This is a genomic window from Streptomyces silvisoli (assembly GCF_029269905.1).
GTDB lineage: Bacteria > Actinomycetota > Actinomycetes > Streptomycetales > Streptomycetaceae > Streptantibioticus_A > Streptantibioticus_A silvisoli_A.
The window spans coordinates 82,645-106,528 of the sequence record NZ_JARJBC010000006.1 but is presented as its reverse complement, the minus strand read 5'-3'; the positions used below and the strand labels follow the sequence as shown (position 1 = coordinate 106,528).

The following is a 23,884-nucleotide window of genomic DNA, read 5'->3' as shown; positions in this document are numbered from 1 at the left end:
CTACAGACCGGCGTCGGAGACCGACGGCCTGCCTTCGGCCCTGAGGACCTTGTTGAGCAGCCTGAGGTCGTAGATGCCGTTCAGGTCGGGCGACTTGAGCAGTCCGGCCTGTACGGCGTGGGCTGCCTCCTCGCGCAGGGTGGAGGCCAGCGGGTCGTTGGTGACCTCGACGTTCCTGAACGCCGGGTCGAGCACGGCCGCGGGCAGCGGCTTTCCGGACAGCCTCTGCAACTGGGCGTTGGCGGCCTGGGCGGCCTGGGCGGGGTTGGCCTTGATCCAGGCGTTGGTGTCCACCGAGCCGCGCAGCACGGCCTCGACCACGTCGGGGTGCTCGGTGAGGAACTTCTGGGAGACGACCACGTTGGTGATCACGAACTGGCCGTTGTTCCACAGCGTCTTCTCGTCCAGCAGCTTCTTGGCGCCCTCGGTGACCAACTGCGAGGCGGTGGGCTCGGGTACCCAGGCGCCGTCGATCTGACCCTGCTGGAAGGCGATCGGGGTGGTCTTGTTGTCGATCCGCTCGACGGTGACGTCACCCTTGCCGGTGGTCGGGTCCTCCTTGAACCCCTTGGAGGCCAGGTAGTTCAGCAGCGCCACGTCCTGGGTGTTGCCCAGCTGCGGGGTGGCGATCCGCTTGCCCTTCAGATCGTCCAGGCTCTTGACCTTGTTCGGGTTGACCACCAGGGAGACACCACCGGAGGCGGAACCCGCGATGATCTTCAGGTCCTGGCCGTGGGACTTCACATAGCCGTTGATCGCCGGGGACGGCCCGATCCAGCCGATGTCGATCGCGCCCGCGTTCAGCGCCTCGATCTCCGACGGGCCGGCGTTGAACACCTGGGACTTGATCTGGGTACCGCCCAACGCCTTCTGGAACAGCCCCCGTTGCAGACCGACCAAAGGGGTGGCGTGGGTGATGTTCGCGAAGTAGCCGATCGTCACCGAGCTCGCGGACAGCTTCTTGCCGCCCGCGCTCGCGGCCGGGGCCGCGGTGTCGGCCTTCTGGGAACCGTAGCCGCAGGCCGACAGGCCCAACAGCGTCAGGCAGACAACGGCGGCGGCTACGGTCCGGCTTCTGGGGTTACGCGGGAGGCGGTCGGCTGTCACGGGAGGTATTCCTCTCGTAGGCCCGGACAGTCACACGCCGTTACGGCGCGCCCGGGGCGATGGGGGCATGGGGATGTGCGGTGGGACGCGGGTACGCGGGGCTCACCGCGCACATCGCGACACTCCGCCCTGGCCGCTGCCCAGCGTGCCGCTGCCGATGCGGCCGCCCTCCTTGGCGAAGCCGGAGTAAGTCTCCGTGGTCATCAGAAGTCCCAACCATCGTCATCCACCGTGGGGTTGGTGTCGTCGTCGGCGGCGAAGGCCTCGCCGACCATGCCCGCGGTGAGTGTGGTGCCGTCGGCCGGGTCGATGAGCAGGAACGAACCGGTCAGCCGGGAGTCGGCGTAGGCGTCGACCGGCAGTGGCTGCGCGGTGCGCAGCACGACGGCGCCGATGTCGTTGGCGGACAGTTCACCGGGTTCGGTTTCGTGGCTGAGTCCGGCGGTGAGGTTGATCCGGTAGGGCAGGCCCTTCACGATCGCCTTGACGGTACGGGTGCCGTGCTTGAGCAGCACCCTGTCGCCCACCTTCAGTGGGCGTTCGTGCAGGTGGCAGGCGGTGGCCGTGATGTCCTGCGTCACCGCGGGCGCGGTGGCTGCGGGGGCGAGCAGGTCGCCGCGGGAGATGTCGAGGTCGTCGGCGAGCAGCACGGTCACCGACTGCGGCGCCCAGGCCACGTCCACCGGCTCGCCGAGGACGTCGATACCGGTGATGGTGCTGGTCGCGCCGGACGGCAGCACCGTCACCCGGTCGCCGACGCGCAGCACTCCGGAGGCGATCTGCCCCGCGTAGCCGCGGTAGTCGGGGTGCTCGGCGGTCTGCGGGCGGATGACGTACTGGACCGGGAAGCGGGCCGGTGCGCCGGTGGGGTCGGTGCCGACGGGGACGGTCTCCAGGTGTTCCAGGATGGTCGGGCCGCCGTACCAGTCCATGTGCGCGGAAGGCGTCACCACGTTGTCGCCGCCCAGCGCCGAGATCGGGATCGCGGTGACCTGCGGCACCCCCAGCGCCGCGGCGTAGGCGGTGAACTCCTCGGCGATCTTCGCGAAGACCGGCTCGGCGTACTCGACCAGGTCCATCTTGTTGACGGCCAGCACCACATGCGGCACCCGCAGCAGCGCGGCCACGGCCGCATGCCGACGGGTCTGCTCGACCACGCCGTTGCGCGCGTCGACCAGCACCACCGTCAACTCGGCGGTGGAGGCGCCGGTGACCATGTTGCGGGTGTACTGCACGTGTCCGGGTGTGTCGGCCAGAATGAAACGCCGCCGCGGCGTGGCGAAGTAGCGGTAGGCGACATCGATGGTGATGCCCTGCTCCCGCTCCGCCCGCAACCCGTCGGTCAACAAGGCCAGATCCGGGGCCTGCTGGCCGCGTCGCCTGGAGGCGTGCTCGACCGCCTCCAACTGGTCGGCCAGTACGGACTTCGAGTCGTGCAGCAACCTGCCGACCAGCGTGGACTTCCCGTCGTCCACGGATCCGGCGGTGGCGAACCGCAGCAGCGAGGTGGCCGCCAACTCCTCGGTGGTGGTGCTCATGGTCAGAAGTACCCCTCGCGCTTGCGGTCTTCCATCGCCGCCTCGGACAGCTTGTCGTCGGCGCGCGTCGCGCCCCGCTCGGTCAACCGGGAGGCGGCGATCTCGGCGATGACCTGCTCGATCGTGACCGCGTCCGAATCCACCGCGCCCGTGCACGACATGTCACCCACCGTGCGGTAGCGGATCATCCGCCGCTGCACCGGCTCACCCGGCTTCGGGCCGCCCCACTCCCCGGCGGTCAGCCACATCCCATCTCGGGAGAACACCTCACGCTCATGCGCGTAGTAGATGTCCGGCAGCTCGATGCCCTCACGGGCGATGTACTGCCACACATCCAGCTCCGTCCAGTTCGACAGCGGGAAGACCCGCACATGCTCACCGGGCGCGTGACGGCCGTTGTACAACTGCCACAACTCCGGCCGCTGACGCCGCGGATCCCACGCACCGAACTCATCCCGCAGACTGAACACCCGCTCCTTGGCCCGCGCCTTCTCCTCGTCCCGGCGCCCCCCGCCGAACACCGCGTCGTAGCGGCCCTCGCCGATCGCGTCCAGCAGCGGAACGGTCTGCAACGGGTTACGGGTGCCGTCGGGGCGCTCGCGCAGCCTGCCGTCGTCGATGTAGTCCTGCACGCTGGCCACATGCAACCGCAGACCGTGCGCGGCCACGGTGCGGTCCCGATACGCCAGCACCTCGGGGAAGTTGTGCCCGGTGTCCACATGCAGCAGCCCGAACGGCACCGCCGCCGGAGCGAACGCCTTCAGCGCAAGGTGCAGCATCACGATCGAGTCCTTGCCACCGGAGAACAGGATCACCGGCCGCTCGAACTCCCCCGCCACCTCACGGAAGATGTGCACCGCCTCGGACTCCAAAGCGTCCAAGTGGCTGAGCGCGTACGGGTTGTCGGTCCCCTCAGCGGTCACGGTCACCGTCGTCACGCCAACTCCCTCTCCACCAACAGTGCTTCCAGCGCGGCTGCGGACTCCGCGACACTCTGCTGATGCGCCTCGATCCGCAGGTCCGGAGCGGCGGGCGGCTCGTACGGGTCGTCCACCCCGGTCAGACCGGAGATCTCACCCGCCGCCTGCCTGGCGTACAGGCCCTTCACATCACGCACCGAGCACACCTCGACCGGAGTCGCCACATGCACCTCCAGATACGCGGTGCCGTTGGCCTCGTGCCGCTTGCGCACCGCCTCCCGGCTGTCCGCGTACGGCGCGATCACCGGAACCAGCACCTTCACACCATGCGACGCCAGCAACTCGGCGACGAAACCGATGCGCTGCACGTTGGTGTGCCGGTCCTCACGGCTGAACCCCAGCCCGGCGGACAGGAACTCCCGGATCTCATCACCGTCCAGCACCTCCACCCGATGCCCACCACCACGCAGCGTGTCCGCCAACGCCCGGGCGATGGTGGTCTTGCCCGCGCTCGGCAGACCGGTGAGCCAGATCGTGGCGCCCTGGTCCGTCACGGTCTTCTCCTCGTGGTCCGTCATCCGTGCAGCCCGCATTCCGTCTTCGCCCGGCCCGCCCAGCGCCCCGCCCGCGCGTCCTCGCCCGCCAGCACCCGCCGGGTGCACGGCGCGCAGCCGATGGAGGCGTAGCCGTCGGTCAGCAACGGGTTGGTCAGCACGCCGTGTTCGGCGATGTACGAGTCGACCTCCCGCTGCGTCCAGCGGGCGATGGGGGAGACTTTGACCTTGCGGCGCTTGGGATCCCAGCCGACGACCGGGGTGTTGGCCCGGGTCGGCGACTCGTCGCGACGCAGCCCGGTGGCCCATGCCTGGTAGCCGCGCAGACCCTCCTCCAGCGGCCTGACCTTGCGCAGCGCACAGCACAGGTCGGGGTCCCGGTCGTGCAGTCCCGGGCCGTACTCGGCGTCCTGCTCGGCGACGGTCTGGCGCGGTGTGAGGGTGATGACGTTGACGTCCAGCACCGCCTCCACCGCGTCACGGGTGCCGATGGTCTCCGGGAAGTGGTAGCCGGTGTCGAGGAAGACCACGTCCACGCCGGGGGAGACCCGGGAGGCCAGATGGGCCACCACCGCGTCCTCCATCGAGGAGGTGACGCACCAGCGCGGGCCGAAGGTGTCCGCCGTCCAGCGCAGGATGTCCAGCGCGTCGGCGTCCTCCAGTTCCCGGCCCGCCCGCTCGGCCAGCGCCTGGAGTTCCCCTTCGTCATCCGGTATGTGGGTCTCCGTCATGTCCCGCTGCCCCCTTGGGCGTTGGCTCGGCCGAGCCCCTTCGCCAGCAGTCCGATGAAGGACAGCCGGAAGGCCCGGTTGCACGCACCGCACTCCCATGCGCCGTGGCCCTCCTCGGAGGGGCGCAGGTCCTCGTCGCCGCAGTACGGGCAGTAGAACGGCGCCGCACGCTCGCTCATGGCCCTTCCTCTCCGCGTTCGCTCGTAGCCACTGCCTCGCTCACGACAGCGCCTCCTCGCTCGCCCTCGCCGCCCAGTCGGCGAACCGCTCGCCGTCCTGGCGCTCGGCCTGGAAGCGGCGCAGCACCCGCTCGACGTAGTCGGGCAGTTCCTCGGCGGCGACCTTCAGGCCGCGCACCTTGCGGCCGAAGCCGGGGTCCAGGCCGAGCGCGCCGCCCAGGTGCACCTGGAAGCCCTCCACCTGCTCGCCCTTGTCGTTGAGCACCAGCTGGCCCTTGAGCCCGATGTCCGCGGTCTGGATGCGGGCGCAGGCGTTGGGGCAGCCGTTGACATTGATGGTGATGGGCTCGGTGAAGTCCGGTAGGCGGCGCTCCAGTTCGTCGATGAGGGAGGCACCGCGCGCCTTGGTCTCCACGATGGCCAGCTTGCAGAACTCGATGCCGGTGCAGGCCATGGTGCCGCGCCGGAACGGCGTCGGCTTGACCTGGAAGTCCAGTGCCTCAAGCCCGGCGACCAGCGAGTCGACCTGGTCGGGCGCCACATCGAGGATGATCATCTTCTGCTCGACGGTGGTGCGCAGCCGGTCCGAGCCGTGGACGGCGGCCAGTTCGGCGATCTTCGTCAGGGTGGCGCCGTCCACCCGGCCGACGCGCGGTGCGAAGCCGACGTAGTAGCGGCCGTCCTTCTGCTCGTGCACGCCGACGTGGTCCCGCCAGCGGTTGCTGGGCTGTCGCGGCGCCGGGCCGTCGACGAGCCTGCGCTTGAGGTACTCGTCCTCCAGCACCTGGCGGAACTTCCGCGGACCCCAGTCGGCCATCAGGAACTTCAGCCGGGCCCGGGTGCGCAGCCGCCGGTAGCCGTAGTCGCGGAAGATGCCGACCACGCCCGCCCACACATCGGCCACCTCCTCCAACGGCACCCAGGTGCCCAGGCGTTCGGCCAGCCGCGGGTTGGTGGACAGTCCGCCGCCGACCCACAGGTCGAAGCCGGGGCCGTGCTCGGGGTGCACGACGCCGACGAACGCGATGTCGTTGATCTCGTGCACCACGTCCTGCACCGGCGAGCCGGAGACGGCGGTCTTGAACTTCCGCGGCAGATTGGAGAACTCCTTGCTGCCGATGTACCGCCGGTGGATCTCGTCGACCGCGGGCGTGCCGTCGATGATCTCGTCGGCGGCGATGCCCGCGACCGGGGAACCGATGATCACCCGGGGGCAGTCGCCGCACGCCTCGGTGGTGGACAGGCCGACCGCCTCCAGCTTCTGCCAGATCGCCGGTACGTCCTCGATCCGCACCCAGTGCAGCTGGATGTTCTGCCGGTCGGTGATGTCGGCGGTGCCGCGGGCGTACTGCTCGGACACCTCGCCGATGGCGCGCAGTTGGGCGACGGTGAGCCGTCCGCCGTCGATGCGCACCCGCATCATGAAGTACTTGTCGTCCAGCTCCTCCGGTTCGAGGATCGCGGTCTTCCCGCCGTCGATACCGGGCTTGCGCTGGGTGTACAGACCCCACCAGCGCATCCGTCCGCGCAGGTCGGCCGGGTCGATGGAGTCGAAGCCGCGGTGGGCGTAGATCGTCTCAATGCGTGTCCGCACATTGAGACCGTCGTCATCCTTCTTGAACTGCTCGTTGGCGTTCAGCGGGGTGAAGTGGCCGACGGCCCACTGCCCCTCGCCGCGGTGGCGGCCAGCCTTGCGGCGGGACGGTGCGGCGGGTTCGGGACGCGGTGTGGTGGCCATGGCGATACGGTCCTTCAGGCGGGGACAAGGTACGCGGTGCGGACCCACTGGCCCCCCACCTGACCTTCGATTACTGATGCGGTGGGGACCCGGGTGGCCGCGACGGCGAAGAGCGTGGACGGATCGGCGCTGGAGGGATCAGCTCACCGGACAGATGGCGCTGGACATGCGGCCGAGGTCGACGTGCAGTCGACCTACCAAGGCGATTCCAGCGCGAGACATGACGGAAGCGTGGCACGCCGCCGTTGGGGGAGTCCACCATTATCCAGAATGTGGACGCGCTTTTCTTGAATGGTGAGACGGTGTGTTGCGTGTCACCGTGCCGCGTCGGGCCATGGGCCGCCCGTGATGGCTGGCTTGTCCTCCTCGCCGGTCACCGTCTCGAAGACGCGGAAGCCGCGCCGCTCGTAATTGGCCAACGCGTGCGGCCCGTCCAGACTGCACGTGTGCAGCCACACCCGCTTGGTCGGCGCCCGGCGCGGCCAGCGCTCCGCGAGGTCCCAGGCCCGCGCGGTGCCGTACGACAGCAGATGGCCGCCGATCCGCCGCCCCCGGAAGTCGGGCAGCAGGCCGAAGTAGACGATCTCCACCCGGCCCTCGTCCTGCCCCTCCAACTCCAGGTAGCCCGCGGGCGTACCGCGTTCATAGGCGACCCAGGTCTCCACCCCCGGCCGTTCCAGATGCTCCCGCCACCGTGCGCGGTCCCACCCCAGCCGGTCGGTCCAGGAGACGTCCGCGCCGACCGCGGTGTACAGGAACCGGCTGAACGCCGGGCACGGCACCTCGGCCCGCACCACGCGGATCCCGGCCAGCGGATCCGGTTCCGCGGCGGGGCTGAGGTCGGCGGCGGAGGTCTGCTCCAGGGACCAGGTGGTCACGGTGATGCGCATGCGGCACAGCCAACCACGGTCGACGGGCGTGCCGCCCGGCCGGGGGCGGCGACGAGATCGCGCCGCGACGGCGAGCAACCGCGACGAGGCGGACCGGTGGTGCCGAGCCGACCGAAACCGGCCACCCCGCGCGGTCTACCGCTCGGCGGTCAGCCGGGCGAACACGACCACGTTCCCGGCGTACCCGGTCCGCCGGGAGAACGCGCCGCCGCAGGTGATCACCCGCAGCTCCGGCCGGCCGGCGTCGCCGTAGACCCGCTTGGCGGGGAAGGCGCTCTTGGCGAACAGCTCTATGCCGTAGACGGTGAACACCGCCGTCCGGCCGTCGGTACGGGCCACCTCGATGCGGTCACCGCGGTGCAGGGTGCCGAGGTTGTAGAAGACGGCGGGGCCCGCCTTGTTGTCCACATGGCCGTCCATCACCGCGGTGCCGCTCTGCCCTGGCGCGGGTCCCGCGCCGTACCAGGCGGCGAGGTTCTTGTTCTGCGGGGGCGGCACGCCGACCCCGCCCTCGTTGTCCTGGCCGACGCGCATCACCGGGGCGTTCACCCGGATGGCCGGGATCCTGATCCGGGAGGGCGCGGCGAACGGCAGCGGTGCCGGGGCGTCGGCGGACGGGAGCGGGTCGGTGGGTGAGTCCACCGAGGCGGGGCGCGGTGGGCCGCCATGGGCCATGGTGCCGTCGTGGACCAGGTATCCGCCGAGCACCGCCGCCAGGGCTATCGCGACCGGGGGTATCGGACCGCCGCGCCGTCGGGGGCGGGGGTCCGTGCCGGTCTGACGCGGCGTCGGCTCCGGTGTCCGGGGTATGTGCGCCATGCCTCCTCCTGAAGCCTCGCTGTGCGGAACGCTAGTCGTGGTCCGCGCGGTCGGCGAGATCTGACGGGCGAACGGGTGGCGGGCAGTGCCGCCGGTCGCCCGATGGGGCCACCGCCGTCCGAGTGAACGTCGGGAATTCGGTTTCGATCCCGTGTGACCTGCGGTGTTACCGGCCCAACTCCCTTCCCGGCGGGGCCCGCGGCGCTGGCCCGGACGGGTTTGCGGATGCGGGGGCATAAAGGCCGGGTGAGTCTCGGACGTGGACGTGCTCCAGCCGATCCCGGGGCGCCTCGCCCCAGGCACGTCCAACGGAGGATCACCATGACCGTCACTCGTGCCCTCGCAGTCACCGTCGTCGCCGGTGCCGCCCTCGGCCTGTCCGCGCCCCTCGCGGCGGCGGCGTCCGGTCCCGCGAACCCGTCCGCGAACCCGTCCGCCTCCAGCTCCGCCCCGAGCTACGGCTCCAACTCCACCCCGAACAACATCATCGTCACGCCCAAGGACGTGAAGCCCGGCGGGACGCTCACCGTCACGGTGGACGGCAGCTCGTGCCGTGGCAGCGGCAAGACCTACGACGCCATCGTCGAGTCCAGCGTCTTCTCGCGCACCCCGCTCAAGGGGATCGTCAACCAGGGCTCCTCGGTCGCCACCGCGAAGATCTTCTCCACCGCCAAGAACGGCGCGTACAAGGTCACCGCCACCTGCGGCGGCAAGTCCATCACCGGTGGGGACTTCACCGTGGGCGACACCGCCGTCAAGGGCGACCCGCCGAAGGGCGCGGTACACAAGCTCGGCACGCTGGTCCGGGGCGCCAAGAGCGGTGCGCTGACCAAGGGCGGCGAGGGCAGCGCGACGACCAAGGGCGGCGGTGCGCTGACCAAGGGCGCCAAGACCGGCCTCGGCGGCAGCCACGGCGGCATCAACACGATCCAGGCCGCGCTCGGCGCCACGCTGCTGGCGGCGGCCGTCACCGGTGGCGGGGTCTACCTCCTCCGCCGCCGCGCGGGCTCGAAGTACTGACGTACCGCGCCCAGCACGGTCCGCCCCCGCAACCGGTAGCCGCGCGGGGGCGGACACGCGTGTCCGCCGGATGGGATCCGACGGGGCATCAAGCGGAGCGGCGTCTTCCACGGCTGCGGGGGGTCAGCGATGATGGGCCGCCGTCAACTGTCGGCGGAGAGGACACACCATGGCCGTGCTCCGGGCCGGGCAGGGCGTACTGCGCCGCAAGCCGGTCGAGGCGATCGAGGAGATCGAGGACGGCGAGGCCGCGGCCACCGGGGGACAGCTCACCCGCAGCCTGGGCCTGTGGCAGCTCACCGCCATCGGCATCGGCGGCATCATCGGCGCCGGGATCTTCACCCTGGCGGGCACCGTGGCCAACGGCGTCGCGGGGCCGTCGGTCATGGTGTCCTTCCTGATCGCGGGCGTCGCCAGCGCCGCCGCGGCGTTCAGCTACGCCGAGTTCGCCGGGCTCATCCCCCGGGCGGGCTCCGCCTACACCTACGGGTACGCGGTGCTCGGGGAGATCGTGGGCTGGTTCATCGGCTGGGACCTGCTGCTTGAGTACACCGCGATCGTCGCGGTGGTGGCCATCGGCATCTCCGGGTACTTCGACTTCCTGCTCAGCCAGGCCGGGATCAAGCTGCCGGTGTGGATGCTCGGCGCCCCCGGCACCGGCCCCGGTCACCGGGTCGACCTGTTCGCCGCCGTGCTCTGCCTGCTGATCGCCTATCTGCTCACCCTCGGCATCCGCAGCGCGGCCCGTTTCGAGACCACGGTCGTCGGCATCAAGGTCGTGGTGGTGCTGCTGGTCATCGCGGTCGGGTTCCTCCACATCAGCGCCGCCCACTACCACCCGTTCTTCCCCTACGGCCTGGCCGGTACGTTCACCGGCGCCGCCACCGTCTTCTTCGCCGTCTTCGGGTATGACGCGATGAGCACCGCGGCGGAGGAGTCGCGGGACGCCCAGCGCCACATGCCCAGGGCGATCGTCTACTCGCTCGCCGCCTCGATGGTGCTGTACGTACTGGCCTGCCTGGTGCTGACCGGGATGCAGCGCTACACGGACATCGACAAGACCAGCGGCTTCTCCACGGCGTTCAAGTCGGTGGGCCTGAACGGCATCGCGAACGTGGTCGCGGTGGGCGCGATCATCGGCATCCTGACGGTGATGTTCACCTTCATGCTCGGAGTCACCCGGGTGTGGTACTCGATGAGCCGGGACGGGCTGCTGCCCAAGTGGTTCGCGCACACCCACCCGACCCGGCACGTGCCGATCCGGGTGACCTGGATCGTGGGCGCGGCCTCGGCGGCCATCGCCGGGTTCGTGCCCATCGGTACGGCGGCGGAGTTGACCAACATCGGCATCCTGCTGGCGTTCGTGGTGGTCTGCGTGGCCGTGATCGTGCTGCGCTACCGGCGGCCCGAACTGCCGCGCGCCTTCCGCTGCCCCGCGATGCCGGTGGTGCCCGGGATCGGCGCGCTGTTCTCGGTGTGGCTGATCACCTTCCTGCACTGGGAGACCTGGGCGCGGTTCGCCATCTGGTTCCTGGTCGGGATGGTGGTCTACTTCGGGTACTCCTACCGGCGCTCGGAGCTGGCCCGGATGCCGGAGGCCACCTAGCCGCGACCGGGGCCGTCACTTCAGCAGCCGGGACAGCCGCCGGTCGGCCAGCGGCCTGCCGCCGGTCTGGCAGGTGGGGCAGTACTGGAGCGAGGAGTCCCGGTACGACACCTCCCGCACCGTGTCACCGCAGACCGGGCAGGGCTGGCCGGTGCGGCCGTGCACCCTCAGGCCGGTCTTCTTCTCGGCCTTCAACTCGCCCGCCACCAGCCCCCGCGACCGCTCCACGGCATCGCGCAACGTACCGCGCAGCGCCTCGTACAGCGCGCCGACCGTCTCCTCGTCCAACGTCGCGGCGATCTTGAACGGGGACATCCGGGCGGCGTGCAGCACCTCGTCCGAGTACGCGTTGCCGACCCCGGCGATCACCGACTGGTCCCGTAGCACGCCCTTGATCTGACGGCGCTCACCCGCCAGCAGTCCCGCGAAGACGTCCAGGGTGAACGCCGCGTCCAGCGGATCGGGCCCCAGCCGGGCGATGCCCGGTACCTCAGCCGGATCGCGTACGCAGTACACGGCGAGCCGCTTGTGCGTACCCGCCTCGGTCAGGTCGAAGCCCGAGCCCGCCGGTTCGGCCAGCCGCAGCCGCAGCGCCAGCGGCCCCTTGCCCGGGCGCGGCGGCGCCTCCGGCAGCTTGTCCGACCACCGCAGCCAGCCCGCCCGGGCCAGATGGACGACCAGGTGCGTGCCGTCGCCGGTCGCGATGTCCAGGAACTTCCCGTGCCGTGCGACGCCGGTGAGGGTACGGCCCTCCAGGCTGGTCAGCGGCGGGTCGTAGGTCTTGAGGACCTGTACGGACAACGGGTACACGCGCTCGACCGCGCGCCCGCTCAGCCGCTCGCCGAGGAACCCGGCGAGCGCCTCAACCTCCGGCAACTCGGGCATAACGCCAGTCTGCCACCGGCCGGGCGGTTCCTCAGGGCGAGGTGCGGGCGGCGCGGACCACCGGGGCGGTGGAGAACGGCAACAGGTCCAACCGGTCCTCGGGGCGCAGCAGTTCCACCGCGATCTCGTCGGCGAATCGGTACGGCCGGTGGGCCAGTACGCCCGCCAAGTTCCGCCGCAGCCGGGACAGTTCGGCCCGAACGGTCACCTCGCGGGTGGCGTCGCCGAACAGGTCGGCCGCCAGCTGGGCGGCGCTGCTGCCCTCCCGGCGCATCGCGAGGGCGAACAGCAGCTCGGCGTGGCGCGGGCTCAGCCGCTGCGACCAACTGCCGGACGGGCCGCTGACGGTGACCGTCCAGGACCGGGCGCAGGTCAGGTTCAGGATGACCCGGCTCGGCGCGGCGGCATCCCGCCTGCGTGCCGGGCCGACCCGTACCAGCCAGCCGCCCGGCAGCGGCTCCAGCACGCACCGCCCCAGCGACGGCAACCACGCCTCGCCTGCCATGGGCGCCTCGGGCAGTGCCACCCGGTCCATCGGCGGCAGACCGGTGATCGCCGCCGTCCAGCCGTCCCGGTCCACGGCCACCGCCTGGCCGTCCAGCCGTGCCAGCAGCGGTGCGGCGGCCGTCCGCAGCCGTTCCACCGACTCCCAGTGCCGGATGCGCAGTTCCCCTTCGGCGACCCGGGCGACCGCGCTGACCAGGGCGAGGGTGGTGGGGTGCGTGGTGGCGGCGGGACAGGTCACGTCCACCACGCCGAGCAGCCGGCCGTCGCGCGGATCGTGCAGCGGCGCGGCGGCGCAGGTCAGCTGGTGCAGGGCGCGCACGTAGTGCTCGGTGGAGTGCACCTGCACCGGGTGCCCGGTCACCAGCGCGGTGCCGATGCCGTTCGTCCCCGCCACGTCCTCCGTCCACGCGGCGCCCTCGACCAGCTCGAAGCGGTCCGCGCTGCGCCGCATCGCCGGGCTCCCGGCCCGCCACAGCACCCGGCCGTCGGCGTCGGTGACCACGACGATGTGGCAGCCGGACTCGGCGATCGACCGCAGCGACTCGCGCAGCGTCGGCAGGACCTCGCCGAGCGGAGAGGTCCTGCGGCGCTGCTCGATCTCGTCCAGTGGCAGGAAACCCGTGTGGTTCATCCGGTCGGGGTCGACCGCGGTGTGCAGCATCCGCTGCCACGAGTCGCCGATCAACGGCCTTGGCGCGGCTATGGGGTGACGTGTGGTCAGTGCCGCGTCAGGCGGCTGAGTGAGTACCACCGGGTCTGCAGGCTGCTGGTTCACGTGCGGTCTCTCCGAGCTGTCGTCCCCCGTGCCCTTCCGAGTTGCCCCTTATGGTGCCGCTCCGGCGGTGGCCCGCGCCGGGTATGCGCGAAAGAAGTGCAACGTTCTGCAACGGTTGCCGCCCGGGGACGTTCTGCCGGAGAGTGACGCGGAGTCGATCCTGCCGCCCCCTCCCCCCTGGGGCCAACGGTCGACGCCCAGGGTGGTGCCGAGTCGGCGCGGCACCACCCCCGCCATTTCCGCCCCCCGCCATCGCTTCCGGCTGGGGGACGCACGGCGGCGAGCCCCCGGACCCCCGAACGGGGGTCCGGGGCGAACCGCGCTTCCGGGGCCGGGGCACGGGTCCTCGCCCCCGAGAGCGCCGCGGGCCGGGCGCTAGCTCCCGGCGGGGCAGTCCGGAACCGGGCGGGCACGGTTGACGATTGACGCCAGGTCCAGCGTGTGCGGCAACGTGCCGAAGGCCGTGCCCCAGTCGCCGCCCAGGCGGGACGCGCAGAACGCGTCGGAGACCTGCGGGGGCGCGAAACGCACCAGCAGCGAGCCCTGGAGGACCAGCGCCATCCGTTCCACCACCCGGCGCGCGCGGGCCTCGATGCCCGTCAGGTCGGCCAGTTCGGTCAACAGGTCCTTGATCGCGGCGTCCAGCCGGTGGTCGGCGCCGCGGGCCAGCCCGAGTTCGCCGAGGAACGCGCCCAGCGCGTCGGGCTCGCGTTGCAGCGCGCGCAGCACGTCGAGCGCCTGCACGTTCCCCGAGCCCTCCCAGATGGAGTTGAGCGGCGACTCACGGAACAGCCGGGGCATGCCGGACTCCTCCACGTACCCGTTGCCGCCAAGGCACTCCAGCGCCTCGCCCGCGACCGCGGGGCACCGCTTGGTCACCCAGTACTTGGCCACCGGAACGGCCACCCGCCGCAGGTTCCGCTCATGCTCGCTGTCGCCGTCGTAGCTGGCGGCCAGCCGCAGCGCCGTGGTGGTGGCCGCCTCCGACTCCAGGGCGAGGTCGGCCAGCACGTTGCGCATCAGCGGCTTGTCGATCAGCCGCCCGCCGAACGCCTCCCGGTACGCCGTGTGGTGGATGGCCTGGGCCACCGCCTGCCGCATGATCGCCGCCGAGCCGGAGACGCAGTCCAGCCGGGTGGCCGCCACCATCTCGATGATCGTCGCGACCCCGCGTCCCTCCTCGCCGACCCGGCGCGCCCAGGTGCCGGAGAACTCCACTTCGCTGGAGGCGTTGGATCGGTTGCCGAGCTTGTCCTTCAGCCGCTGGATGGCGAAGGCGTTGCGGGTCCCGTCGGGCAGCACCCGGGGCAGCAGGAAGCAGGTCAGGCCGCCGGGCGCCTGGGCCAGCACCAGGAAGGCGTCGGACATCGGCGCCGAGCAGAACCACTTGTGCCCGGTCAGCAGATACGTTCCCTCTTCGGCCAGCGGTTCGGCCCGCGTGGTGTTCGCCCGTACGTCGGAACCGCCCTGCTTCTCGGTCATGCCCATGCCGCACAGCGCACCGGGCTTCTCACCCGGCGCGAGCAGCTGCGGTTCGTAGACCCGGGAGGCCAGCCGGGGCTCCCACTCGGCGGCCAGCGACGGCTCGTGGCGGAGCGTGGGCACCGCCGCGTGCGTCATCGACAGCGGGCAGCCGTGCCCCGCCTCGATCTGCGTCCAGGTGATGAAACCGGCGGTCCGCCGCAGGTGCCCGTCGGGACGCGACCAGGCGTCCGTCAGCCCCGCGGAGACGGCATGGCCCAGCAGCCGGTGCCAGCTGGGATGGAACTCGACCTCGTCAACACGGTTCCCGTACCGGTCATGGGTGCGCAGCACGGGCGGATAGGCGTTCGCCTCCTCGCCCCAGCGCTGGGCCTGGGCCGAGCCCGCCGCGCGGCCCAGCTCGCTCAGCTCGGCCGTGATCTCATCGAACCGCTCCGGCGCGGCGTGCCGTGCGACGCCCTCGGTGAGGGCCGGGTCGCAGGCGTAGACATCGTAGGCGACCAGCGGCGGAGCCTGGTTGGTCACCGTGTGTGTAGGGGCAGCCATGGCAGCTACGGTAGGCAGGTGGAGGCAGCAGAGGGAACACCACCGCCGAGACCGGGGCGGTTGCACAGAGCGCGAGCCCTGTACCGGAACGTCTCGAAGCGGAAACTGGTCTGGCTGCTGGTCAAGGACACGTTCAACTCCTGTATGGAGTACCGGGTCACCGGCCTCGCCGCGGAAGCCGCGTTCTTCGTGCTGCTCTCACTGCCGCCGCTGCTGCTCGGCCTGGTCGGTGCCATCGGCTACCTCGACTTCGCCATGGGCGCCGACACCGTCGGACACATCCGGAAGAACATCCTCACCGCCTCCGCGACCGTGCTGTCCGACAAGGGGGTCAACCAACTGGTCCGGCCGCTGGTCGACAGTGTCTTCCGGACCGGCCGCGCGGACGTGGTCTCGCTCGGCTTCATCATCGCCCTGTGGTCCGGCTCCCGCGCGGTGAACGTGTTCGTCGACACCATCACGATCATGTACGGGCTTGAGGGACGCCGCGGCATCATCCACACCCGGCTGCTGGCCTTCCTGCTCTACGTCGTCGCCCTGGTCGTCGGCGCCATCGTGCTGCCGCTGCTGGTCGCCGGTCCCGAGGCGGTGGTCAGCCTGGTCCCGCACAGCGCGGCGATCGTGGACGCCCTGTACTGGCCGGTGGTGCTGGTGCTCTCCATCGCCTTCCTGACCACCCTCTACCACGTGTCCGTGCCGGTGCGCTCGCGGTGGATCGAGGACATCCCGGGCGCGCTGGTCGCGCTGCTGATGTGGGTGCTGGGCAGCTTCCTGCTGCGCATCTACCTCACCCACACCGTCGAGGGTCCGACGATCTACGGATCGCTCGCCGCGCCGGTCGCGGTGCTGTTGTGGTTCGGCGTGTCGGCGTTCGCGGTACTGGTCGGCGCGGCCGTCAACGCGGCCATCGACCGGATCTGGCCCTCGGTGGCCACCGCGGCGGCCCGTGCCGAACGGGAACAGGAGAACGAGCGGGCCGCCGAGGAGATGGTGGCCCGCGCCGAGGCCCGGCGCGCCGCCAACCACGAGAGCCCCGACGACGAGATCGGGCCCGCGGACGAGCCGCCCGCCGAATTCCCCGAGCGCTGGGCGCACTTCCTCCCGCACCGCAACCTGCGCGCCCGGCTGCGGGCCAGGCACAAGGGCCGCTCCCCGGCGAACGGCACGTCTTCCGCGAACGGCACGTCCTCGGCGGAGGGCACGGAGCAAAAACCGTTGGACGACGGATCGGACGATGCGTAACGTCGCCGACGTCAACTGCTGGAGAGGGGCGCGCTGTCGGCGCGGCCCTGATTGACGAGAGGGGGAGGTGAGGACCGATGACCGTCACCGCGTCGCACGCTGCCCGCGTTCGGGCGGCACGCCGAGTCACCGCATCCACTCCGCTCTTGTCGAAGGTTGACCATCGTGAACTCCCCGCTTTCCGAATACGGTTGGCACAGCGCGCTTGACACCGCGTTCGCTCGCTACGCGGCCGAAGGCCTGGTCCCGGCCCGCATCGCGCGGGTGTACGGCGACCGGTGCACCGCGGCCACACCGCACGGCCTGGTCACGGCCTCCATCGCGCCCCTCTCCTCGTCCGACCCGCTGAAGTGGGTGTGCACCGGCGACTGGGCGGCGCTCGAACCCGGCGGTGACCCCGCACTGGTGCGGGCCCTGCTGCCGCGCGCCAACGCCGTCGTCCGCAACACCTCGACCCGCCGCTCCGAGGGGCAGGTGCTCGCGGTCAACGTCGACCACGTGGTGATCGCCGTATCGCTCGCCGCGGAACTCGACCTCGGCCGGGTCGAACGCTTCCTCGCCCTCGCCTGGGAGAGCGGCGCGCAACCGCTCGTGGTGCTCACCAAGTGCGATCTGGTCGCGGATCCGGACCTCGCCCATCTGCGCGCCGACACCGAGGCCGCGGCGCCGGGTGTGCAGGTGCTCGCGGTGAGCGCGCACACCGGCGCGGGTCTCGACGTCCTCACCGCGATCGTGTCCGGCGGCACCTGCGTGCTGCTCGGCCAGTCAGGCGCGGGCAAGTCCACGCTGGCCAACGCCCTGTTGGGGACGCGGAAGCAGCAGGTCCGGGCGATCCGCGACGCGGACGGCAAGGGCAGGCACACCACGACCACCCGCGATCTGCTGCCGCTGCCCGGCGGCGGGGCGCTGATCGACACACCAGGGCTGCGTGGCGTCGGCATGTGGGACGCGGAGTCCGGCGTGTCCCAAGTCTTCGCGGAGATCGCGGAGTTGGCCCGCGGCTGCCGGTTCCACGACTGCGCGCATAAGGCGGAACCGGGCTGCGCGGTGCTCGACGCGCTGGCGGACGGCACGCTGACGCACCGGCGTTGGGAGAGCTACCGCAAGCTGCTCAGGGAGAACGCGTGGATCGCGGCGCGCGGCGATGCCCGGCTGCGCGCCGAGCAGCGGCGGGAGTGGAAGCGGCGGTCGGCCCTCGGCCGGGCCTCGGCAGAGGCCAAGCGGGGGCGCGCTGCGCGCTAGCAGTCACGCCCGGCGGGGTGCCGTGGGACGCGGCGGTCGTGTGACCAGTGGCGCCCGCGGCCGCCAGGCCCCGGATCCCCTCAGCCCGCGCCGTTGTGGCGGCGGCGACGGGCTGTGAGGGGGCTGCCCTCGTGCCAGAACGTGTAGACCACGCTGCCCACGCCGAGTGCGACGATCACGATGCCGAGTACGACGCTGTACACCATGCGTTCCTCCAACGGGTGGATCATGGCTGGCAGTTGGCCCTGGCTTCACGCGAGCTTCACGGTTTCTGCGTGCTCGTGACTTTCCCCCGCACCGCGATTTCACACCCGTTCTCCGTCGCGAGTCTGTTCCCGGCCGTCGTCTGCGGTGGAGTCCGTCAGGTCCGCCGCCGGACGGCGACGTCCGATTTCCGCCAGTCGAGGTGCCCGCGGTGCCGCAGACTGGGTCATGTGATCGACGTGGAGACCGGATACCAAGCGGTACGCAGCCGGGACAGCCGGTTCGACGGGGTGTTCTTCACCGCCGTACGCACCACCGGCATCTACTGCCGCCCGAGCTGCCCCGCGGTGACCCCCAAGCAGGAGAACGTCACCTTCTATCCGACGGCCGCCGCCGCGCAGGGCGCCGGCTACCGCGCCTGCCGCCGCTGCCGTCCGGACGCGGTACCCGGCTCGCCGGAGTGGGACGTCAGGGCGGACCTGGTCGGCAGGGCGATGCGGCTGATCCGGGACGGAATCGTGGACCGGGACGGCGTCGCGGGACTGGCCGCCCGGCTCGGCTACAGCGCCCGCCAGGTGCACCGGCAGCTCACCGCCGAGGTCGGCGCCGGACCGGTGGCGCTGGCCCGCGCCCAGCGCGCGCAGGCCGCGCGGGTGCTGCTGCAGACCACCGACCTGCCGGTGACCCAGGTCGCCTTCGCGGCCGGGTTCGCGAGCGTACGGCAGTTCAACGACTCGATGCGGGAGATCTACGCCCGCACGCCCACCCAGCTGCGCGCCGTGACCCGCGGCCAGCGCGCCGCGGCCGCTCGGCCGCCCGGTGCGGCGCCCGGCGCCCCCGCGGTGCCCGCCGCCGGGGTGCCGCTGCGGCTCGCACACCGCGGACCGTACGACCCGACCGTCTTCGCCCTGCTCGCCCGACAGGCGGTACCCGGCGTCGAGGAGGTCACCGGCGAGCCCGGCGCGCGCACCTACCGCCGCACCCTGCGGCTGCCGTACGGCGTGGGGATCGCGGAGGTCGACGAGCCCGGCGCGAAGGACGGCGACGGCCGCTGGCTGGAGTGCCGACTGCGGCTGGCCGATCTGCGGGACCTGACCACCGCCGTGCAGCGGATGCGCCGTCTGTTCGACCTCGACGCCGACCCGGAGGCGGTCGCCGCGACCCTGGGCGCCGATCCGCTGCTGGCCCCACTGCTGCGGAGAGCGCCCGGGCTGCGGTCGCCGGGGGCGGCGGACCCGCACGAACTGGCGGTGTGCGCCGTGCTCGACGCCCGGCCTGAGCGCACCTCCGCGCTGGTGGCCGGGTACGGTGAGCCGTTGCCCGGCGGGCCCGACGGCGGGCTCACCCACCTCTTCCCGGCCGCCCGTACCCTCGCCGCGGCCGACCAGGCCGAGCTGCCGAAGCCGGTGCCCGCGCTGGCGGCCGCGCTGGCCGACGGCACGCTCTGCCTCGACCCCGGGGCGGACCGCGAACGGGCGCACCGCGCACTGCTCGCGCTGCCCGGTGTCGACGAGTGGACGGCCGGATACATCCGGATGCGCGCACTCGGCGATCCGGACGTCTTCCTGCCCACCCCGAACGCCACCCAGCGGGTCGCGAACGCCTGGCGCCCCTGGCGGTCGTACGCGCTACGGCACCTGTGGGCCGCGACCCCCCACAAGAACAGGATCGAAACACCATGACCGTCTACACCACGACCGGCAGCCCCCTCGGCGAGTTGACCCTCGTCGGCGAGGAAACCCCGGACCGCGCCTTCGTGTTGACCTCCGTCACCGTACGGGGACAGCGCGGTGAGGTGGCGGTGCAGCCTCGGTGGCGGTACGACCCGACTCCGTTCGTCGAGGCGGAGCGGCAGCTGAAGGCCTACTTCGCGGGGGAGTTGCGGGACTTCGACCTGCCCCTCGCGCCGCGCGGCACCGCGTTCCGCGAGCGGGTGTGGGCGGCGCTGGACACCATCCCGTACGGCAGCACCGTCACCTACCGCGAGCTGTCCGCCAGGGCGGGCTCGCCCGGGGCGGTCCGGGCGATCGGAGGCGCCGTGGGCGCCAACCCGCTGATGATCATCCGCCCATGCCACCGCGTGATCGGCTCCGACGGCTCCCTCACCGGCTACGCCGGCGGCCTGGACCGCAAGCGCGCGCTGCTCACCCTGGAGGGCGTGCTGTGAGCGCCTAGCGGACCGGGAAGCCGAACCCGTACCCCTCCTGCTTGAGCTGCGGCAGTAGCCGCTCCAACGCGGCTACTGTCTGCGCGCGGTTGCCGCCGCCGTCGTGGAAGAGGATCGTCGGGCCGTTCCCCAGCTCGCCCAGCACCGTGCGCACGATGGTGCCGGTGCCCGGCTTCTCGAAGTCCTTGCTGTCCACGTTCCAGCCCAGCGGCCGCATCCCGTTGGCGGCGGCGATCTGCCTGCTGTACGGGGTGAAGGCGCCGCCCGGTGCCCGGTAGTACATCGGCTTGACCCCGCCGGAGGCCTTCTCGATGTCCTGGGCGGCGTCCAGGATCTGCTGCTTCTGGTAGTCGTCGGACTTGTGGTCCATCGCCGTGTTGTGCGAGACCGAGTGGTCGCACAGCCGGTGGCCGTCCGCCACCACTTCCTTGACCAGATCGGGATGGGCCGCGGCCTGCGGGCCGATCATGCAGAAGGTCGCCTTGACGCCGTTGTCCTTGAGCACCTTGAGGATCCTGGGGGTCCAGGTCGGGTCGGGGCCGTCGTCGATGGTGATGTTGACCGCCTTGCCGCCGCTCTCGCTGGCGTGCGCGATGTCCATGTTGACCTTGGGCGCGGGCAGTGCGGGGTCCGGGCTGGAGGTCTGGCCGGTGATCGGCGCCGGAGCGGAGGCGGAGGACCGGACGGGCTTGGGCGCCGGGCCGGTGGGCTCGCCCGCCTGGGCGCTCCACCAGCCGGCCAGCAGTCCCGCCCCGGCCAGAGCCGCCACCGCTGCCGCCACCACACGCCTGTTGGCTGACCGAACTGCCTGCCGCACCATGATCCCCGGCCCTTCTGCACTTACGGTGTTCCGTTCGCGAATTCCTGTGGGGAGACGAGCGAAGCGCGGCGATGGATCCGCTTGTGACCGTTTGCTCATAAAACCCGTCGATACTTGACGCATGTCGCGAGTGCTTTTGATCGAAGATGACCCCGCGGTGCGGCACGGGGTCACCCTTGCCCTGCGCCGTCGTGGCCATGAGATCGAGGCGGCGGCGACCGGTGAGGCCGGGCTGGCCGTGCTGGAGACGTTCCGGCCCGACCTGGTGCTGCTCGACCTGATGCTGCCCGGCGCCTCCGGCTTCGAGGTGTGCCGGCGCATCCGCGCCACCCGGCAGCTACCGATCATCATGCTCACGGCACGCGGCGACGACATGGACGTGGTCCTCGGACTGGAGGCCGGGGCCGACGACTACATCGTCAAGCCCGCCCGCGGCGAGGTGCTGGAGGCGCGGATACGCGCCGTACTGCGCCGCACCGCCCCCGCCGACGGCGACGAGGCGGGCGGACTGCTGATGCCCCCGTCCGTCGAGACCTACGGGGACCTGAGCATCGACCGCGTCGGGCTGATCGTCACCAAGGACGGCGAGGACCTCGCGCTGCCGCCGTCCGAGATGAAGCTGCTGCTGTACCTGTCCGCCGCGCCCGGCCAGGTCTTCAGCCGCCAGCAACTGCTGGAGAGCGTCTGGGAGCACAGCTACCACGGCGACTCCCGGCTGGTGGACGCCTGTGTGATGCGGCTGCGCGCGAAGGTGGAGGACAACCCGCGCTCCCCGAAGTACATCCAGACCCTGCGCGGCTTCGGCTACCGCTTCGGGCCGCTGTGAGACGGCCCCGGATCCGCTGGTCGGCCGCGCGCGGCCTGCGCGCGCGGCTCGCCGTGGCGTTCCTGCTGGTCGCCGCGGTCAGTGCGCTGACCACCGCGGCGCTCACCTTCCAGGAGGCCAGGAAGGCCATCTTGCAGCGCAGCCAGGACACCGCGATCAACGCGCTGCGCTCGCAGGTCAACTCGCTCGCGCCCGACGTGCCCTTCCCGCCCAGCGCCGGCGACCTCCAGCACTTCGCCTACCAGCTCGACGGCGGCGGTCAGGCGCAGAACTGGCAGGCGTACGCCAGTTTCCAGAACGGCCCGCTGCTGCCGCAGCGCCCGGCCAACACCGGCACCGCCATCACCCCCGAACTGCGCGAGGCGGTGGCCGGCAAGGGAGTTCCGGTCTTCCAGCGGGTGATGAAGGACGGCCGCCCGTGGCTGGCGATCGGCATGCCGGTGTCGTACGCGGGCACCCTGCGCGCCCAGTCCGGCCTGGCCGTCTACGCGGAACTGCCGCTCACCGCCGAACAGGCCAACACCGGCGCGCTGATCAAGGCCGCGGAGCGCGGCGCGGTGCCCGCCCTCGCGCTGTCCCTGGTGCCCGCGCTGCTCGCCGCGCAGGGCGTGCTGCGGCCGGTGCGCAGGCTGCGCAAGGCCGCCGGGGACATCGCGGCGGGCCGCCTCGACACCCGGCTCGACGTGCGCGGCGGCGACGAACTCGCCGACCTCTCCCGCACGTTCAACCACATGGCGGCGACGCTGGAGGAGAACGTGATCGAGTTGCGCCGCCTGGAGGCCACCGCCCGGCGCTTCGCCTCCGACGTCTCCCATGAACTGCGCACCCCGCTGGCCGCGATGACCGCGGTCACCGACGTACTGGACGAGGACGCGGCGGCGCTCGACCCGGACACCGCGGCGGCGGTACGGCTGGTGAGCGCGGAGACGGCGAAGCTGGTGCGGATGGTGGAGGACCTGATGGAGGTCTCCCGGTTCGACGCCGGGGCCGCCGCCTTGCACCTCGACGAGGTGGACGCGGCGGAGACGGTGCGCAAGTCCCTGCAGGCGCGCGGTTGGCAGGACCAGGTGGAAACCCAACTCGCGGGCCGGGTAAGGGCGTTGCTCGACCCCCGGCGGATCGACGTGGTCGTCGCCAACCTGGTCGGCAACGCACTGCGGCACGGCGGCGCACCGGTAGGGATCCGGCTTGCGGCCGGGGGAGGGCGCCTGCTGATCGAGGTCGCCGACAACGGTCCCGGCATACCGGACGAGGTGCTGCCGCACATCTTCGAGCGGTTCTACAAGGCCGACGCGGCCCGCGCCCGGTCCGAGGGCAGCGGGCTCGGTCTGGCCATCGCCGAGGAGAACGTACGGCTGCACGGCGGCGAACTGCGCGCCGCCAACCGGCCGGAGGGCGGCGCGGTGTTCACCGTGGACCTGCCGCTGCGCGCCCGGGACCCGCACGCGGACCAACCATGCCCCCAGGACGGTGAGGAACAGTGATGGCGGTTAACCGGCGGTTGACGGCCGCCGCGTCGGGAGCCGTGGCGCTCGGCGCGCTCGCGGGGTGCGGCATCCAGCCCACCGGTGTCGTCGAGGCCGGGATTCCGGCGACGGGCGTCCATCCGCAGGCCACGGTGCGGCTGTACTTCGTCTCGCCGACCGGCCTGCAGTCGGTGACCCGGCCCGCGTCCGGCCCGGTCGGCCCCCAGGAGACGCTGGACCTGCTGCTCGGCGGCCCCAACAGCGCGGAGACCGCCCGCGGTATGACCACGGAACTGGCGCCGCCGATCGGCGTGGCCAAGGTCGTCACCGGCAACCAGCAGGTGCGGATCGTGATGTCCACCGACGTCACCCGGCTCACCCCGAACGCGGTCAGCCAGTTGACGTGTACGGCGGCCAACGCCGCCGCCAAGGAGGGCGACGGCACCGCCGCCGACATCGACGTCCGCGTGACCAGCGGCCACACCACCCTGGGCCCCCTCCGCTGCGCGGTCCCCTCCGCCCCACCCACCCCCGCCCCGGCGACGACGGCACCGTAGGGACGGCGTCGGGGGCAAGTCCGCGACGCCTCTTCGGTCTTCGTCGAAAGGAAGACCCGCCGG

General features: G+C 71.7%; 24 protein-coding genes. 9 read left to right on the top strand and 15 right to left on the bottom strand.

All coding sequences use genetic code 11. The features are described from left to right. The 10 genes from P3G67_RS12180 to P3G67_RS12140 all read right to left on the bottom strand — a co-directional run bounded on the left by P3G67_RS12180 (position 1) and on the right by P3G67_RS12140 (position 8,476). Entirely contained in the window at positions 1-1,107 is a 1,107-nt protein-coding gene (locus P3G67_RS12180) for an aliphatic sulfonate ABC transporter substrate-binding protein (RefSeq protein ID WP_276093472.1), read from the bottom strand. Positions 1,108-1,310: 203 nt separating this feature from the next. Beyond that, positions 1,311-2,645 (bottom strand): sulfate adenylyltransferase subunit 1, encoded by a 1,335-nt coding sequence (locus P3G67_RS12175; protein WP_276093471.1) that lies wholly within the window; start codon positions 2,643-2,645, stop codon positions 1,311-1,313. A 2-nt stretch (positions 2,646-2,647) separates the two neighbouring features. Continuing rightward, positions 2,648-3,583 (bottom strand): sulfate adenylyltransferase subunit CysD, encoded by a 936-nt coding sequence (cysD, locus tag P3G67_RS12170; protein ID WP_269856488.1) that lies wholly within the window; start codon positions 3,581-3,583, stop codon positions 2,648-2,650. Next, a complete protein-coding gene (gene cysC, locus P3G67_RS12165) occupies positions 3,580-4,143 on the bottom strand; it encodes an adenylyl-sulfate kinase (RefSeq protein WP_269856487.1) in 564 nt (187 codons plus the stop codon). Before cysC ends, cysD begins: the two co-directional genes overlap by 4 nt. Next, complete coding sequence (locus tag P3G67_RS12160; RefSeq protein ID WP_269856486.1) at positions 4,140-4,850, bottom strand: phosphoadenylyl-sulfate reductase; 711 nt, start codon at positions 4,848-4,850, stop codon at positions 4,140-4,142. Before P3G67_RS12160 ends, cysC begins: the two co-directional genes overlap by 4 nt. Beyond that, positions 4,847-5,029, bottom strand: a complete 183-nt coding sequence (locus tag P3G67_RS12155) for a hypothetical protein (RefSeq protein ID WP_269856485.1) — start codon at positions 5,027-5,029, stop codon at positions 4,847-4,849. The genes P3G67_RS12160 and P3G67_RS12155 overlap by 4 nt, the downstream gene beginning before the upstream one ends. A gap of 40 nt (positions 5,030-5,069) precedes the next feature. Continuing rightward, the gene (locus tag P3G67_RS12150) at positions 5,070-6,767 is read right to left on the bottom strand and encodes a nitrite/sulfite reductase (RefSeq protein WP_276093470.1); all 1,698 of its coding nucleotides are present in this window, start codon (positions 6,765-6,767) and stop codon (positions 5,070-5,072) included. A 138-nt stretch (positions 6,768-6,905) separates the two neighbouring features. Continuing rightward, entirely contained in the window at positions 6,906-6,989 is an 84-nt protein-coding gene (locus tag P3G67_RS35830) for a putative leader peptide (RefSeq protein ID WP_313880174.1), read from the bottom strand. A gap of 92 nt (positions 6,990-7,081) precedes the next feature. Next, on the bottom strand, positions 7,082-7,657 hold the full coding sequence (locus P3G67_RS12145; RefSeq protein WP_276093469.1) for a GNAT family N-acetyltransferase: 576 nt from the start codon (positions 7,655-7,657) through the stop codon (positions 7,082-7,084). Positions 7,658-7,792: 135 nt separating this feature from the next. Continuing rightward, positions 7,793-8,476, bottom strand: coding sequence for a class F sortase (locus tag P3G67_RS12140; RefSeq protein WP_276093468.1), 684 nt, complete (start codon positions 8,474-8,476; stop codon positions 7,793-7,795). Between the two features lie 321 nt (positions 8,477-8,797). Between P3G67_RS12140 and P3G67_RS12135 the strand changes: the two genes are divergently transcribed. Next, positions 8,798-9,496, top strand: coding sequence for a hypothetical protein (locus P3G67_RS12135; RefSeq protein ID WP_276093467.1), 699 nt, complete (start codon positions 8,798-8,800; stop codon positions 9,494-9,496). 169 nt (positions 9,497-9,665) lie between these two features. Continuing rightward, positions 9,666-11,102: an amino acid permease gene (locus tag P3G67_RS12130; protein WP_276093466.1), complete on the top strand. Its 1,437-nt coding sequence runs from the start codon at positions 9,666-9,668 to the stop codon at positions 11,100-11,102. A 15-nt stretch (positions 11,103-11,117) separates the two neighbouring features. Here the strand turns inward: P3G67_RS12130 and P3G67_RS12125 are convergent, their stop codons facing one another. The 3 genes from P3G67_RS12125 to P3G67_RS12115 form a co-directional block, all read right to left on the bottom strand. Then, positions 11,118-11,987, bottom strand: coding sequence for an Fpg/Nei family DNA glycosylase (locus tag P3G67_RS12125; protein WP_276093465.1), 870 nt, complete (start codon positions 11,985-11,987; stop codon positions 11,118-11,120). A 31-nt stretch (positions 11,988-12,018) separates the two neighbouring features. Further along, the gene (locus P3G67_RS12120; protein WP_391858244.1) at positions 12,019-13,269 is read right to left on the bottom strand and encodes a GAF domain-containing protein; all 1,251 of its coding nucleotides are present in this window, start codon (positions 13,267-13,269) and stop codon (positions 12,019-12,021) included. Positions 13,270-13,644: 375 nt separating this feature from the next. Then, positions 13,645-15,297 (bottom strand): acyl-CoA dehydrogenase family protein, encoded by a 1,653-nt coding sequence (locus tag P3G67_RS12115; RefSeq protein WP_276093464.1) that lies wholly within the window; start codon positions 15,295-15,297, stop codon positions 13,645-13,647. Between the two features lie 18 nt (positions 15,298-15,315). On the opposite strand from P3G67_RS12115, the gene P3G67_RS12110 reads away from it, so the two are divergent. Both P3G67_RS12110 and rsgA read left to right on the top strand, forming a co-directional pair. Then, the gene (locus tag P3G67_RS12110) at positions 15,316-16,539 is read left to right on the top strand and encodes a YihY/virulence factor BrkB family protein (protein WP_276093463.1); all 1,224 of its coding nucleotides are present in this window, start codon (positions 15,316-15,318) and stop codon (positions 16,537-16,539) included. A 165-nt stretch (positions 16,540-16,704) separates the two neighbouring features. Further along, positions 16,705-17,781, top strand: coding sequence for a ribosome small subunit-dependent GTPase A (gene rsgA / locus P3G67_RS12105; protein ID WP_276093462.1), 1,077 nt, complete (start codon positions 16,705-16,707; stop codon positions 17,779-17,781). Between the two features lie 80 nt (positions 17,782-17,861). Here the strand turns inward: rsgA and P3G67_RS12100 are convergent, their stop codons facing one another. Continuing rightward, on the bottom strand, positions 17,862-18,011 hold the full coding sequence (locus P3G67_RS12100; protein WP_276093461.1) for a hypothetical protein: 150 nt from the start codon (positions 18,009-18,011) through the stop codon (positions 17,862-17,864). Positions 18,012-18,215: 204 nt separating this feature from the next. On the opposite strand from P3G67_RS12100, the gene P3G67_RS12095 reads away from it, so the two are divergent. Further along, entirely contained in the window at positions 18,216-19,667 is a 1,452-nt protein-coding gene (locus P3G67_RS12095) for an AlkA N-terminal domain-containing protein (protein WP_276093460.1), read from the top strand. Next, positions 19,664-20,152 (top strand): methylated-DNA--[protein]-cysteine S-methyltransferase, encoded by a 489-nt coding sequence (locus P3G67_RS12090; protein ID WP_276093459.1) that lies wholly within the window; start codon positions 19,664-19,666, stop codon positions 20,150-20,152. The genes P3G67_RS12095 and P3G67_RS12090 overlap by 4 nt, the downstream gene beginning before the upstream one ends. A gap of 4 nt (positions 20,153-20,156) precedes the next feature. Here the strand turns inward: P3G67_RS12090 and P3G67_RS12085 are convergent, their stop codons facing one another. Then, a complete protein-coding gene (locus P3G67_RS12085) occupies positions 20,157-20,972 on the bottom strand; it encodes a polysaccharide deacetylase family protein (RefSeq protein ID WP_276093458.1) in 816 nt (271 codons plus the stop codon). Between the two features lie 121 nt (positions 20,973-21,093). Here P3G67_RS12085 and P3G67_RS12080 point away from each other — a divergent pair, with 121 nt between their 5' ends. The 3 genes from P3G67_RS12080 to P3G67_RS12070 are packed head-to-tail and all read left to right on the top strand — an operon-like array spanning position 21,094 to position 23,821. Then, positions 21,094-21,798, top strand: coding sequence for a response regulator transcription factor (locus tag P3G67_RS12080; RefSeq protein WP_276093457.1), 705 nt, complete (start codon positions 21,094-21,096; stop codon positions 21,796-21,798). Further along, positions 21,795-23,282, top strand: coding sequence for a sensor histidine kinase (locus P3G67_RS12075; RefSeq protein ID WP_276093456.1), 1,488 nt, complete (start codon positions 21,795-21,797; stop codon positions 23,280-23,282). The genes P3G67_RS12080 and P3G67_RS12075 overlap by 4 nt, the downstream gene beginning before the upstream one ends. Further along, positions 23,282-23,821: a hypothetical protein gene (locus P3G67_RS12070; RefSeq protein ID WP_276093455.1), complete on the top strand. Its 540-nt coding sequence runs from the start codon at positions 23,282-23,284 to the stop codon at positions 23,819-23,821. The genes P3G67_RS12075 and P3G67_RS12070 overlap by 1 nt, the downstream gene beginning before the upstream one ends. Positions 23,822-23,884 lie beyond the last annotated feature (63 nt).